This window comes from Salinimonas sediminis (assembly GCF_003429285.1).
In the GTDB taxonomy this organism is placed as follows: Bacteria; Pseudomonadota; Gammaproteobacteria; order Enterobacterales; family Alteromonadaceae; genus Alteromonas; species Alteromonas indica.
In genome coordinates, this window is the sequence record NZ_CP031769.1 from 4,405,001 (window position 1) to 4,418,531 (window position 13,531).

Sequence of the window (13,531 nt, forward strand, 5' to 3'; positions counted from 1 at the left end):
AAATGGTAAATGCGGCGGCGGCCTGTTCCACCAGCATACCCAGGCCGTCCGCTACTTTTTTAGCGCCGGCGTCGCTGGCATGCTGCATAAACAATGTTGGCTTACTGGCATATGCCATATCATAGGCCAGCTCACAATCAGCAAATGAGATATGTTCAAGATCCGGCAATGTATTATGCAGGCTGGCAGAAGTAGAGTTGATAATAATGTCAGCGTTAAATGACATTAAACCGGGTTTATCCAACGCCAAGACCCGGCTGTCTTCTACCTGGGAGGCAATATGATGAGCTTTGGCAATCGTGCGATTGGTAATTGCCAGCGTTTTTATGCCAGCATCTAATAGCGGATGCACTACCCCCGAGCGGCCCCACCCGCGCCAATAATTAAGAGTGTCTTATCGCTTAGCGCAACCCCTTGGTTTTGCAAGTCAGCAACCAGCCCAATCCCATCTGTATTGTATCCATTCAGGGTTTGGTCATCCACACGATGCAATGTATTTACCGACTGCGCTAAACTGGCTGCATTATTTAAATGGCTGGCTAAAGCGGCCGCAGCGCCTTTGAATGGTGAAGTGACATTACAGCCGATAGCTTCGGGGTTAGCAAAAAATGCTTGGGCAGCCTCGCTAAAACCTTTTTCCGGAGCACTAATCTTGTCGTACTGAATAGCCAGTTGGCACTGTTCGGCAAACATCTGATGGATAGTCGGTGATAAACTATGTGCTATAGGATTACCAAATACTGCAAATTTATTCATGAGCTTTTTTAACTTATTCCGGCGAAACAAAAATAAAACGACATCCCCTGCCGCGACGCCTTACGAGGCTATCGGAGGGGAGCCAGCTGTCAAGGCTATTGCCAATAGTTTTTATGACATTATGGCCAGCGATCCTATGGCCAAAGAGTTGTATGCATTGCATCCACAACCCTTAGACCGTATCCGTCATGTCTTTTTTTTGTATTTAATGATGTGGACTGGCGGACCTGATGATTACCAAACCCAGTTTGGCCACCCCCGTTTAAGGGCCAGACATCTGCCTTATACGGTTACGCCCGCCTTAAAAGCTCAATGGATGTACTGTATGAATAAGGCGATATTTCTGCACGTGTCTGATTTTACCCTTGCCACCCGCTTACTCAGCGCATTAGATGACCTGGCCACGCATATGATAAATCAACCAGAAGCTGATTAGGTGATATTAATGACTGCCCTATAGCTGGGCAGCCATTCTGAAATGGGTTTAGGTTTCTACCATTGCGCAGGCTTTAGCCATTGGCTAAGCTTTGCTTCAGGGCTGCCGGCAACAGGCTCAAAGCCATATTCCCAACGGGCCAGCGGCGGCATAGACATTAAGATAGACTCAGTTCTGCCCCCTGTTTGTAAACCAAACAATGTGCCGCGGTCCCATACCAGGTTAAATTCGACATACCGGCCACGTCGGTATAGCTGAAAATCACGCTCTCGCTCACCATAAACAGTTTGTTTACGGCGCTCCATGATGGGTACATACGCATCTAAAAATCCGTTGCCTACCGCTTGCATAAATTCAAAGCTGCGCTCAAATCCCCAATCGTTTAAGTCATCAAAAAATAGCCCACCTACCCCACGCGTTTCATCACGGTGTTTTAGATAGAAGTATTCGTCACACCATTTTTTATACTCTGGATACACATTTTCGCCAAACGGCAAACAAAGTTTTTTAGCGACGTTATGCCAGTGTTGGACATCTTCTTTAAAAGGATAAAACGGCGTTAGGTCAAACCCCCGCCAAACCACCAGATGGGATCAGCGCCAGGTTTTTCAGCTACAAAAAAACGCACATTCGCATGAGAAGTAGGTACATATGGGTTGTGTGGATGAATAACGAGTGACACCCCCATCGCCTGAAAGCTACGGCCAGCCAACTCGGGCCGCGAAGCGGTAGCAGAAGCAGGCATGGCTGCGCCATGAACATGCGAAAAATTCACCCCGCCCTGCTCAATCACCGCACCCTGCTTTAATACGCGGGAGCGGCCACCCCCGCCCTGCTCCCGTACCCACTCATCTTGCTCAAAGTGGCCTTTGCCATCCACCAGCTCCAGTGTTTGACAGATACTTTCTTGCAGTCCCAATAAGTAAGACTTAACCTGCTTTACCATCTGGCTATCTGTTGTTTTGTTCATTTTATTCCCGAATTATTTTACCGCTGTTACCGTCACGTATTGAACTGGGACGGGATAAGCCACCTACTTCCCCGGCGACATAGTCTACCGCATCGGCAAAATAATGCTGGGCCTGTTGGGTATTTCTAGCCGGTGATTGCCCGCTGGGGTTAGCACTGGTCGACACCAAAGGTTTGCCTATTCTTTCACATAAGTCTTTTACCACCGGGTGGGCAGTTACACGCACGGCGATATTGGGCTGTCCGCCGGTTATCCAGTCAGGCGCGGTCGCTGACTTAGGCAATAGCCACGTAATTGCGCCCGGCCAGCTGGAAAATATTGCATAGCGTCGGTCTTGGGCAATCGCATTATCATTAACGTAAGGTAGCAATCGGGAATAATTGTCGGCAATTAATATAACGCCCTTTTCCTGAGGCCGTTGTTTAAGCTTTAATAATTGTTGGACAGCGGATTCGTTGTCAGGATCACAACCTATCCCCATTACCGCTTCGGTGGGATAAACCAACAAGCGGCCTTGCCTAAACGCCGTTACAATAGGATCGTCACCACAGGATGTATCTTGCATGGAGGTTCTCAGTCTGCTGATTCTTGAACAAAGTCACATAATGGCTGAGGACAGCCTACCTTACCTTTTTTATTGATAAGCAACTGCCAGCCGCATTGGGGGCACTGGCCCGCCACAGGCTGGAAATTTACCACATATCGACAGGTAGGATAATTATCGCAGGCGAAAAAACGTTTGCCGAATTTATTAGTGCGCTCAATCATACTGCCCGTTTGACATTTGGGGCAGGCCAGATGGGTATCTTCCTGAGTTTTAATCGGCTCAATGTGCTGACAGTCAGGAAAATTAGTGCAACCAATGAACATACCAAAGCGGCCCTTTTTTATAGCCATAGCATGTTGGCATAACGGACACTGGGTTCCTTCAATTTCCTTTAAGACAGTGGTTTGATTATCTTGCAGCGGTTTACTGTAGGTACATTCTGGATAGGCTGAGCAGCCAATGAACGGGCCGGTTTTGCTGTTACGTATCCGCAGCGCATTCCCACACTGCGGACACGCTCCAAACGCCTGGTCCGGGGCGCTAAAAAGTGACGAGTCAATTTTTGACATCTAAATAAGGGGTATCCTCTGGCTTAGTGCAATATACCGTCAGACTCATCGAATAATAAGTCTTCCATCTGCGCGTACGCATTTTCCTTACCTGGTACGTTAAACAATACCATCAGTACAACCCACTTCAGGTCTTCCAAGCAGAACTCGCTGGAATCAATTTCCATGACACGATCTATCACCATTTCCCGGGTGGTCGCGTCTAGTACTGCCACCTGTTCAAGGAACAATAAAAACCCCCGACACTCTACATCCAAGCGCATTTGCTCTTCGTGGGTATAAATGCGGCTTAAACTCGATGTAATACCCCGACAAAAATAGGGCTTAATATCAGTTTCCTGTAACGCCGCAAGTTTCTCTAACCACGCCAGTGCTTTGTATATTTCATCGTGATGAAAGCCGGCACGCACAAGCTCTTCGGTCAATTCATCCTGATCGACTCGAATTTCCGTTTCGCTATGAATGAAGTTTTCAAACAGATACATGAGGATGTCGAACATGTTATTTCCCCCTCAATTTGATGTAGCCACCAGGAACAGCGGCCACCAGACCACGCAACTCATATTGTAATAATGACGCCAGAACTTCTGAAACTGGCAGCTTGCTGCGCTCGGTAATGATGTCCACACTGGTAACATCATAATTCACACTAGCTAATAATTTATCGGTTGCCAAGCTTTCTCCACGACTTTTTTCGCTGTTATGAACAACTTGTGCTGCTTCATTACATGGGTATATTGACAGTTCTTCCAGAATATCAGAAGTGCAGGTTATTAAGGCGGCGCCTTGCCGGATAAGATGATGACATCCCTCCGTCATGGGGTTGTTAATACTACCGGGTACAGCAAACACATCACGCCCCATATTTGCGGCCAAATTAGCAGTAATCAAGGTGCCACTGCGTATTTTTGCTTCAACCACTACCGTGGCCAGCGTCATCGCCGCAATCAAGCGGTTACGCCGGGGAAAGTGCCCCGCTTTGGGCCCGTTCCCTGGCCACAGTTCGGTTACCATGGCGCCCCCTTGCTCAACAATACATTGTGCCAGCTTACTATGCCGTTTGGGATACACAATATCCGGCCCGGTGCCAGTTACCGCAATAGTTCGCCCGCCTACGCTTACGCTGCCCTTGTGGGCAGAACCGTCGATCCCCGTTGCCAGTCCACTGGTAATTGTCAGTCCGGCCTGGGCTAACTCATAGGCCAGCCTTTGGGCGGTATCTAAACCGCCATGGGAAGCGTGCCGGCTGCCAACCATGGCAACCTGACAATCATGCAGACGGGTCAGGTTGCCGGTAACAAACAAAATCAGCGGCGCATCAGGCAACTGTTTAAGCAGCGCTGGATAGGCCTCGCTGGTGAACGGCACCAAATGGTGCAGGTCACTTTGGTTATGCCACTCGACACTCTGCATATAGCGCGTTGTATTGATCTTTGCCAAGGCGCTGCACAGTTTGTCAGTTACCGCTTGGCTGGCGGCTATCTTGCCGGCAGCTAAAGCCGCAAAACTGGCATTGTACTGTTCGGTCAAGGTATGCCACTGAGCCAAGCTGATACCCGGGACACACGCCAGAGTAAGGCAATCTGTATAAGCTGTTTCAAGGGGTGAATTCATACTACCGCCAGTAATAATTACGTTGGCAGTATTCACTCACCGCCTTAAGGGTTAGCGACGATATCGCCGTTTTTCACTAACCCTCTGGCGCGAGTAATAATGCCGTAACTTGCTTTTTCAAAGGTTTTAAAAATGACTAGCTCGCCAATTTTAAGTGCCGGTTGCGTGACTGTAGAGCCATCCTGAAATGCACTGCGTATAGCGTTGGCTTCGCTGGCATAGGCAGGTTCGGTACCATCAATAATATCCGGCCCCTGAGAGTACAAACCCATTACCGTACCCGGCGAAATATCCTGACTACCAATATCTAACACCACCACATCGTTTTTACCCAATAACTGGTGTTGATGCAGGTTACCTACTACGCGGCCACGCTGCTCGGTAGCGGGTTGTAATACCATATCCTGCGCTGCGCTGAAGTCGCCGGCGTACAGGCGGTCGCCCCGACGAGCTTCGAGGTTTGAATTATCCACCCTGACCAACCACTGCGTAGGGATACTACTTTCGACCATCCGGGCATTAGCGATATGATGAATTTGGATACCCAGTATCTCGCCGTCAAGATTGGTTATGGTAGATTGTTTGCGTACTACCCGAAACTGATCCGAAGGACGACCGTAGCTACGGCTTAACACCAGATCTTCACTGATAAACCGAATGTCCCCGTTTTGATTACCTAACAGGTGCGGCAAAATCTCGTAATTTTCTTCGTCGATGATTTCGTTATAATTGATATAAGGAGCTATCGCGGTCCAGGGCAACGTATTGATCGGCGCAGCTTTAGTTTGCTTAACCGTAGTAGGGCCCAGGGTTAAGCGCTTCTTTTCCTGGGCCAGTTCCAGTACCGGCTGGCCATTTACCATTTTAATGCGTAACACATCGCCCGGATATATAAGATGTGGGTTCACAATTTGTGTATTCGTGCGCCACAGCTGCGGCCATAACCACGGCTGTTCTAAAAATAAATTTGCGATATCCCACAGGGTATCGTCTTTCTTCACTGTATAGGTTTGCGGTGCTGTGTCTTTTAAGGTGACAGCAGCGTGTACCAGCGAAACAGGCAGTAGAAAGATAGCTAACAGCCACTGCTGTAACTTTCGTTTCATCGCCTTCTCAGCCCTGCGATGGATCATGCTTGTTTACCTTCATTATTGTTGAAATTTCACGCGCTGCCTCTATATCGACTGTTATCGGAAGAAATCCAGCTGCAGGATAAAAAACTGCACGTACAGTGGTTATACGGTAGAATAGTATGCATTCTTCCAGTGTAAATGATGCTGGCAGTTGGATCGTATATTAATTCATACAAGCGAGAGTGTAATAACGACAGATGGCGATATTAGACGTATTACGTTTCCCTGACGAACGGCTACGCACAGTGGCTAAGCCGGTCGCTGAGGTTAACGACGAAATTAAGCAATTGATCAGTGATATGTTCGACACTATGCGCGACGAAAAGGGTATCGGCCTGGCCGCAACTCAGGTAGATCGTCATGTACAAGTCGTAGTGATGGATGTGTCTGAAGAGCAGAACGAGCCCCGGGTATTTATTAACCCCACAATCACCGAACGTGATGGGTCCACCATCAGTGAAGAGGGCTGTCTTTCTGTACCCAATAACTACGCCAAGGTTGAACGCGCTGAACAGATAAAAGTTACCGCGCTGGATGCTGAGGGTAAGCCTTTTGAACTTGAAGCCGAAGGCTTGCTGGCTATTTGTGTGCAACACGAGCTGGACCACCTTAAAGGCAAATTATTTGTGGATTACCTGTCGCCATTGAAGCGCCAGCGTATTCGCAAGAAGTTGGAAAAAGAAGCCCGTTTGGCAGCTAAAGCATAAGGCGTATTGTGGCTAATTCTCTTCGTGTTATTTTTGCCGGTACGCCGGATTTTGCCGCTAATCATTTGCAGGCCCTACTGGGTACCGAGCATGAGGTTGTAGCCGTATACACCCAGCCTGACCGACCCGCTGGCCGAGGTAAAAAGCTTACTGCCAGTCCGGTAAAGCAGCTTGCCCAGGCGCACAACATCCCGGTCTATCAGCCGGCTTCATTGAGAGATGAAGACGCGCAACACGCATTGGCCGCAATTGATGCCGACATAATGGTAGTAGTGGCTTATGGACTACTGTTACCTAAGGCGGTTTTAGATACGCCCCGGCTAGGCTGTATTAATGTGCATGGGTCTATTTTGCCGAAATGGCGCGGCGCAGCGCCTATTCAGCGAGCAATATGGGCGGGCGACAGCTATACCGGTGTGACAATTATGCAAATGGATGTTGGTTTAGATACAGGCGATATGCTCAGTATTGAACGGCTGCCCATTAACGAGCAGGATACCAGCGCCTCATTGTATGCAAAACTGGCCGATTTAGGCCCGCCGGCGCTAATTAAGGTGTTGGATAATATTGAGCAGTTGACAGGCGAGCAGCAAGACGAAGACCAGGCCAGTTACGCTAAAAAGCTATCAAAGGAAGAGGCCGAAGCGAACTGGCAGCTTTCTGCGGCCCAATTGGAACGTAACATACGCGCGTTTTACCCCTGGCCTGTAGCCTGGACGCAGATTGCAGGTGAAAAGGTCAAGCTGTTACAGGCTAACGTTATCGATAGCCCTACCTCAGCCCCACCCGGCACAGTTATACGTGCAGACAAGCATGGTATTGTAGTGGCTACCGGCGAGGGCCAGCTATGTATAGAACAGTTGCAAATTCCGGGTAAGAAGCCTGCCAAAGCAGCAGATGTCATCAATGCCCGTCAAGCCTGGTTTGTCCCGGGCGAAATTTTGGGTGGGACGTCTGCCGAATGAACCTTCCCTTACCCAAACCAAAGAATTTACGGGCTGATGCAGCCTGGGTTATCTATCAGATAATTGAAAATGGTAAGTCCTCTAGAGACTGCCTGAACCAAGTGCAACAGCGTCATACTCAACAAGACAAAGCCTGGTTACAGGAAATGTCGATGGGCGTGCTACGGCAATTACCTCAGCTACAATTATGGCTACGCGAACTGCTTGATAAACCGCTTAAAGGCAATAAGAAAATTGTTGAGCATTTAATGATGCTCGGGTTTTACCAGTTAGCGTACAGCCGGGTGTCGCCCCATGCTGCTGTGGGCGAAACGGTAAATGCTACCCAGTCGTTAGGCGCGGTGGGGTTAAAAGGGCTGGTAAACGCTATTTTACGAAATTTCCAGCGTCAGGAGCGTCATCTTCAGGTTTCAGACGACCCGCGGGTAAAGGCGGGGCTGCCCAAATGGCTATATAAGTCACTGCGTGAAAATTACCCTGCCGAGTTTAACGATATTACCCAGGCAATGAATGCGGTTGCGCCCATATGGCTACGGGTAAACCGGCAAAAAATTAGCCGGGATGAATACGCTGCCGCGTTAACAGAAGCGGGGATTGATTACACCATCCCCCCAAACCATAACGATGCACTGATTCTGGTTACCCGCACAGATATCCCCGGCTTGCCGGGGTTTTCTGCTGGCTGGTTTGCGGTGCAGGATGGCGCAGCCCAGTTAGCCGCAGGCTACCTGGGCCCGGCCCCCGGCGAGACCATATTAGACTGTTGCGCCGCCCCCGGCGGTAAAACCGGGCATATTCTGGAACTGCAGCCTGCGGTGGCGTCATTACTGGCTTTGGATAGCGATGCCTCCCGATTGGACCGGGTGGCTGAAAATATGCAACGTCTGCAGCACACGGCCACCCTCCGTCAAGGCGATGCAAGCCAACCGCAAGACTGGTGGGACGGTAACCTGTATGACCGTATTTTACTTGATGCGCCCTGCTCGGCAACCGGCGTAATTCGTCGCCATCCAGATATTCGCTGGTTGCGTAACAAAGATGATATAAACCAGTTGGTCTCACTACAGGCGACTATTCTTGATGCTTTATGGCCCACCCTGAAACCTGGCGGCACCTTGTTGTATGCCACCTGCTCAATTCTTGCGGCAGAAAACAGCCAGCAAATGAAAGCCTTTGTTCAGCGTCACGCTGATGCGCAGGTAAGCCCGCTAACCAAAACAGAAACCGTTGAGATGCCGGGCCGCCAAATATTGCCTGGCGAACAACAAATGGATGGTTTCTACTATTGCAGACTGTTAAAGTCTTCATAGCGCAATCAACAGCTTAAAGGCGATACTTCAAAGCTCATGAAAATTATTATCCTTGGTGCAGGCCAGGTTGGCGGCACGCTGGCAGAAAACTTGGTGGGTGAAAAAAACGAAATCACCGTGATTGATTCCGATCCCACCCGCTTGCGTGCTTTGCAGGACCGGCTGGACTTACAGGTAGTGGTTGGGGTGGGCTCGCACCCTGATGTGCTTAAAAAAGCCGGCGCTGAAGATGCGGACATGCTGATAGCGGTAACTAACAGCGATGAAAGTAACATGCTGGCCTGCCAGGTGGCTTACAGCTTGTTTAAAACCCCCACTAAAATCGCGCGGGTGCGGTCTGAGCAGTATATTATTTACCAGGAACAGTTGTATAAACAACAAGACATTCCGGTAGACCATATTATTGCCCCCGAGCAATTAGTTACCAAGGCAATTAAGCGACTAATTGACTACCCCGGCGCGTTACAAGTGGTCGAGTTTGCTGAAGGCAAAGCCAGCCTGGTAGCAGTAAAAGCCTACTATGGTGGTTTATTGGTTGGCCATGCCTTATCTGCGCTAAAAGAACACATGCCAAATGTAGAGACCCGGGTGGCGGCAATTTATCGGCGGGGGCGCCCTATCCGCCCCTTAGGCACAACCGTTATCGAAGCCGATGATGAAGTCTTTTTTATTGCGGCAACCAAACATATCCGTGCCGTCATGAGCGAGCTACAAAAGCTGGAGTCTAGCTACAAGCGTATTATGATAGCCGGCGGCGGGCTGATCGGGGCGGGTTTAGCCAAGCGTCTTGAGCACAACCACAACGTAAAGCTTATTGAATATCATCGCGAACGCGCTAACTATTTATCGGCGCACCTGGACAAAACCATCGTATTTTGTGGTGATGCTTCGGATCCGGAATTATTGTCTGAAGAAAGTATCGATCAGGTTGATGCCTTTATTGCAGTGACCAACGATGATGAAGCCAATATCATGTCGGCTATGTTAGCCAAGCGTATGGGCGCGCAAAAAGCAATGGTACTTATCCAGCGCAGCGCATATGTAGATTTGGTCCAAGGGGGAGAAATTGATATCGCTTTTTCGCCCCAGCAGGCAACAATTTCTGCCCTTCTTACCCATATTCGGCGCGGCGATATTGTGAATGTGTACTCACTTCGCCGAGGCGCCGCAGAGGCTATAGAAGCCATTGCCCATGGCGATGAAAATACGTCGCGGGTCGTGGGCCGTGAAATAGGTAGTATTAAACTGCCGCCTGGTACCACTATCGGTGCGATCGTACGCGACGATCAGGTGATTATTGCGCATAGCGATACGGTGATAGAAGCGAACGATCATGTAATTCTGTTTTTAGTCGACAAAAAATACATCAATGATGTAGAAAAAATATTCCAGCCCAGCGCTTTCTTTTTTGGCTAAAAAACGCACAATCAACTTGTCATTGCGGCTGTGCATGAGTACCCTTTATTACCATTGAGACGTCAAATGGGTATTGTGTATTTCCGCCTTTGTACAGGAATAAGCGCTCGCAATTCTTTACCGCCTTCATTTGTTCAATACCGGTTTAAGGTATTGTTACTGATGCTCTGCTGTTTTCCTTATCCCGGTTTATTCCTCATACTTACAAAAAGGAAAACACCGTGAAAATTAACACCTGTTCAAGGTCTGCCAGGCCTGCTCTTATTACCTCATTAACTTGTATCAGCACGTTGTTACTACTATCAGCCTGTATGTCTACCAGCCCGACGATGGGGGGGTCGGATAGTGGCGCGGTAAGTGGCGCTGCCGGTGGGGCCACCGCCGCCAATAATAATAGTCAGCTGGAAACCTGTGACGAAACGCTGGGCACACTTAGTGTATTTGAAGATACCAGCCTGCCCTGGTGGCAGGATTATCGCCGAAATTATCCAAAACTGGGAAGCACGTTACCGGTGGTTCGGCTGATGATTCAACAGTCTAATTGCTTTGTAGTGGTGGAACGGGGGCGTGCTATGTCGGCTATGAATACTGAGCGTCAGCTGATGCAAGCTGGCCAGTTACGGGGAGGCAGCAATATTGGTGGAGGCCAGATGGTGGCGGCAGACTATACCCTTAGCCCTTCGGTGCTGTTTGCCGAGAAAACCCAAGGCGGTAAGGCCATTGCGGGTGCGCTGTTTGGAACGCTGGGTTCTATTGTAGGGGGCGGCTTTAGCAAAAACGAAGCATCGACATCACTGCTGTTGGTAGACAACCGTTCGGGGGTTCAGGTTTCTTCCTCTACGGGTAGCGCCGCTAATCATGACTTTAGCTTGTTTGGCGGGATGTTGGCCGGCGGCGCAGCAGGAGGCGGTGGGGGCTTTGCCAATACCCCCGAAGGGAAAATGCTGGTTACCGCCTTCGCCGATTCGTTTAACCAAATGGTGCAGGCGCTGAAAGTTTACAAAGCGCAGGAGGTAGAAGGCGGCCTGGGTAAAGGTGGCCGGCTCACTGTAGGCGGGCCTGATGACCCCACGCCGCAGGCTACCGATGCGTCCCCTATGGTGACCACCTCCACCACGACTACCGCCGTGTATGTCGACCCACAGCCCTCATCGGTGACGGTATCGAGTAAACGCTCTTATGATTTTGCCGTAGATGAATACGACGAACGCGCCTTTAATAACTATTACACTATGCTGAAAAACGCCGTTCCGGTATTCACTGCCTTATCATCATTTGATAAAGACAATCCCCCCAGCCTGCCCAACGGGTCATCAATGAATTGGGACGGTATGTTAGCTATTTTGATGAGCCAGATAGATACTCACCGGATTGAATTGCAGGCATGGCCGTTAGAAGCCCGACGTCAGGCGTGGGCGAAAATGGGTCCGCGTATTGAGCAGCATACTCAGCTATTTGAACGGAACCGGGCAATTGCCCTGGAGCGGCAGGATTTACCCGACTCGATACGTTCACAGTTAAGCGCTATACAGCTGGTCACGAAGTCGTCGCTGTTTCCTGAAGGAATATAGCTTAGCTGCGCCAGAAGGTAGGTGAAAACAGCACCAATAGCGAGAATACTTCCAGCCGACCAAATACCATGGCAATAACCAGTAACCATTTGCCTGGGTCGCTTACCTCTGAATAGGTTCCTGCTACGCTACCTAACCCTGGACCGAGATTGTTCAGGGTTGCTGCGGTAGCGGTAAACGCAGATATATTATCCAGCCCGGTGGCTATCATCCCCAACATGATAATGACGAAAATCATGGCGTAGGCCGAGAAAAACCCCCATACCGCTTCAACTACCCGGTCAGGCATTGCTCGTTCGCCTAGTTTAACTGCATACACAGCTTTTGGATGTATCAGGCGGTCAATCTCCCGGCGGCCTTGCAGAAATAACAAAAATACCCGAATCACCTTTAAGCCGCCGCCTGTGGAACCGGCGCACCCTCCGATAAAGCTTGAAAAGATAAGAATGATTGGCAAAAAGGTCGGCCAGGCGGCAAAGTCCGTGGTGGCAAATCCTGCCGTGGTGCTAATTGATACAGCCTGTATCATCGCCTGATCCAGTGCTTCTTCTGCCGTACTGTAGTAGCCCGATAATACCAACACTAAAAAACACAGTAATATTAAAGATGCCTGAATAGTGAAGAACGCTTTAAATTCGGGGTCATGCAGATAATTACGCACTGTACGTGAGCTGGCGGCAGCGTAATGCAAAGAAAAGTTGAGTGCTGCAATTAGTAAAAATACCGAACAGATGACATTAATCATCGGGCTATTAAAATAACCCAGGCTTGCATCATGGGTAGAGAACCCCCCAATAGCAATGGTCGAAAAAGAATGGCAAATAGCGTCAAACCAGTTCATGCCCGCTAGCCAGTAGGCCACCATGCATGCAATAGTCAGCGATAAATAAATGTACCACAGATGTTTAGCCGTATCGGCGATACGTGGGGTCATTTTGGAGTCTTTTACCGGCCCCGGCATTTCGGCGCGGTATAACTGCATTCCCCCTACCCCAAGCACAGGTAAAATAGCTACCGCCAGTACAATGATTCCCATGCCGCCCAACCACTGCAACTGCTGGCGGTAAAACTGGATCGAGTGCGGCAGGAATTCTATCCCCTCAATAACAGTAGCGCCCGTAGTGGTAAGGCCTGAAAATGACTCGAAAAATGAATCCGTCACGGTCATGCTGGGCTGTTCGAGTAACATGAAAGGAATAGCCCCGAAACTGGCCAGTACCGCCCAAAACAACGCAACAATTAAGAAACCTTCCTTGGCGCGCAGTTCCTGTCGATGTTCGCGGTTGGGGTACCACATTGCGGTACCCGTGAGTACACACAGTATAAAAGCCAAAACAAAGGGCAGGCCGCTACCGTCCTGGTAAACCAGAGACACTAGCGCCGGGGGCGCCATAGTAACGCTAAATAGTGCTACCAGTAGTCCCAAAATACGTACAATCGCACGGTAGTGCATGTTCCATTAAGCCTTGTTTTTATTAGTAGATGTTCACCACTTGCCAGGGTGACTAGCTGATTGTACCGTTTATTATGCGAGGAA

At 49.5% G+C, this 13,531-nt stretch carries 14 protein-coding genes and 1 pseudogene (1 of these 15 only partly in view); 6 read left to right on the forward strand and 9 right to left on the reverse strand.

Translation table 11 applies throughout. From position 1 onward, the window contains the following. Both D0Y50_RS19845 and D0Y50_RS19850 read right to left on the reverse strand, forming a co-directional pair. On the reverse strand, nt 1-352 hold the 5' portion of the coding sequence (locus D0Y50_RS19845; RefSeq protein WP_232366353.1) for a hypothetical protein. Its footprint begins 65 nt before the window's first position; 352 of the gene's 417 nt are visible here — the first part of the coding sequence; the start codon lies at nt 350-352; its stop codon lies beyond the left edge, outside the window. Beyond that, nucleotides 352-756: a hypothetical protein gene (locus tag D0Y50_RS19850; protein WP_232366355.1), complete on the reverse strand. Its 405-nt coding sequence runs from the start codon at nt 754-756 to the stop codon at nt 352-354. The genes D0Y50_RS19845 and D0Y50_RS19850 overlap by 1 nt, the downstream gene beginning before the upstream one ends. On the opposite strand from D0Y50_RS19850, the gene D0Y50_RS19255 reads away from it, so the two are divergent. Beyond that, nucleotides 755-1,192: a group II truncated hemoglobin gene (locus D0Y50_RS19255; RefSeq protein ID WP_108568634.1), complete on the forward strand. Its 438-nt coding sequence runs from the start codon at nt 755-757 to the stop codon at nt 1,190-1,192. The genes D0Y50_RS19850 and D0Y50_RS19255 overlap by 2 nt on opposite strands. Before the next feature lie 56 nt (nt 1,193-1,248). Here D0Y50_RS19255 and hemF read toward each other — a convergent pair. The 6 genes and pseudogenes from hemF to D0Y50_RS19285 all read right to left on the reverse strand — a co-directional run bounded on the left by hemF (nt 1,249) and on the right by D0Y50_RS19285 (nt 5,998). After that, nucleotides 1,249-2,138, reverse strand: a pseudogene (hemF, locus tag D0Y50_RS19260) (oxygen-dependent coproporphyrinogen oxidase). A 25-nt stretch (nt 2,139-2,163) separates the two neighbouring features. Beyond that, nucleotides 2,164-2,727 carry a Sua5/YciO/YrdC/YwlC family protein gene (locus D0Y50_RS19265; protein WP_117318546.1) on the reverse strand — a complete coding sequence of 188 codons (564 nt, stop codon included), beginning with the start codon at nt 2,725-2,727 and terminating at the stop codon, nt 2,164-2,166. Nucleotides 2,728-2,735: 8 nt separating this feature from the next. Next, nucleotides 2,736-3,278, reverse strand: coding sequence for a DNA topoisomerase family protein (locus D0Y50_RS19270; protein WP_117318548.1), 543 nt, complete (start codon nt 3,276-3,278; stop codon nt 2,736-2,738). Nucleotides 3,279-3,301: 23 nt separating this feature from the next. Continuing rightward, nucleotides 3,302-3,778 carry a DUF494 family protein gene (locus tag D0Y50_RS19275; protein ID WP_108568631.1) on the reverse strand — a complete coding sequence of 159 codons (477 nt, stop codon included), beginning with the start codon at nt 3,776-3,778 and terminating at the stop codon, nt 3,302-3,304. Between the two features lies 1 nt (nt 3,779). Next, nucleotides 3,780-4,892, reverse strand: a complete 1,113-nt coding sequence (gene dprA, locus D0Y50_RS19280; protein ID WP_147318265.1) for a DNA-processing protein DprA — start codon at nt 4,890-4,892, stop codon at nt 3,780-3,782. Nucleotides 4,893-4,936: 44 nt separating this feature from the next. Beyond that, entirely contained in the window at nt 4,937-5,998 is a 1,062-nt protein-coding gene (locus tag D0Y50_RS19285; protein WP_108568629.1) for a LysM peptidoglycan-binding domain-containing protein, read from the reverse strand. Nucleotides 5,999-6,222: 224 nt separating this feature from the next. Here D0Y50_RS19285 and def point away from each other — a divergent pair, with 224 nt between their 5' ends. The 5 genes from def to D0Y50_RS19310 all read left to right on the forward strand — a co-directional run bounded on the left by def (nt 6,223) and on the right by D0Y50_RS19310 (nt 11,994). Further along, nucleotides 6,223-6,732 carry a peptide deformylase gene (def, locus tag D0Y50_RS19290; protein ID WP_108568628.1) on the forward strand — a complete coding sequence of 170 codons (510 nt, stop codon included), beginning with the start codon at nt 6,223-6,225 and terminating at the stop codon, nt 6,730-6,732. A gap of 8 nt (nt 6,733-6,740) precedes the next feature. Further along, a complete protein-coding gene (fmt, locus tag D0Y50_RS19295; protein ID WP_108568627.1) occupies nt 6,741-7,697 on the forward strand; it encodes a methionyl-tRNA formyltransferase in 957 nt (318 codons plus the stop codon). Then, complete coding sequence (rsmB, locus tag D0Y50_RS19300) at nt 7,694-9,007, forward strand: 16S rRNA (cytosine(967)-C(5))-methyltransferase RsmB (RefSeq protein WP_117318552.1); 1,314 nt, start codon at nt 7,694-7,696, stop codon at nt 9,005-9,007. The genes fmt and rsmB overlap by 4 nt, the downstream gene beginning before the upstream one ends. A gap of 36 nt (nt 9,008-9,043) precedes the next feature. Beyond that, nucleotides 9,044-10,423, forward strand: a complete 1,380-nt coding sequence (trkA, locus tag D0Y50_RS19305; RefSeq protein ID WP_108568625.1) for a Trk system potassium transporter TrkA — start codon at nt 9,044-9,046, stop codon at nt 10,421-10,423. A gap of 221 nt (nt 10,424-10,644) precedes the next feature. Further along, a complete protein-coding gene (locus tag D0Y50_RS19310; RefSeq protein ID WP_218023548.1) occupies nt 10,645-11,994 on the forward strand; it encodes a CsgG/HfaB family protein in 1,350 nt (449 codons plus the stop codon). 1 nt (nt 11,995) lies between these two features. On the opposite strand, the gene D0Y50_RS19315 is transcribed toward D0Y50_RS19310, so the two are convergent. After that, on the reverse strand, nt 11,996-13,447 hold the full coding sequence (locus tag D0Y50_RS19315) for a TrkH family potassium uptake protein (RefSeq protein WP_108568624.1): 1,452 nt from the start codon (nt 13,445-13,447) through the stop codon (nt 11,996-11,998). Nucleotides 13,448-13,531: the final 84 nt, after the last annotated feature.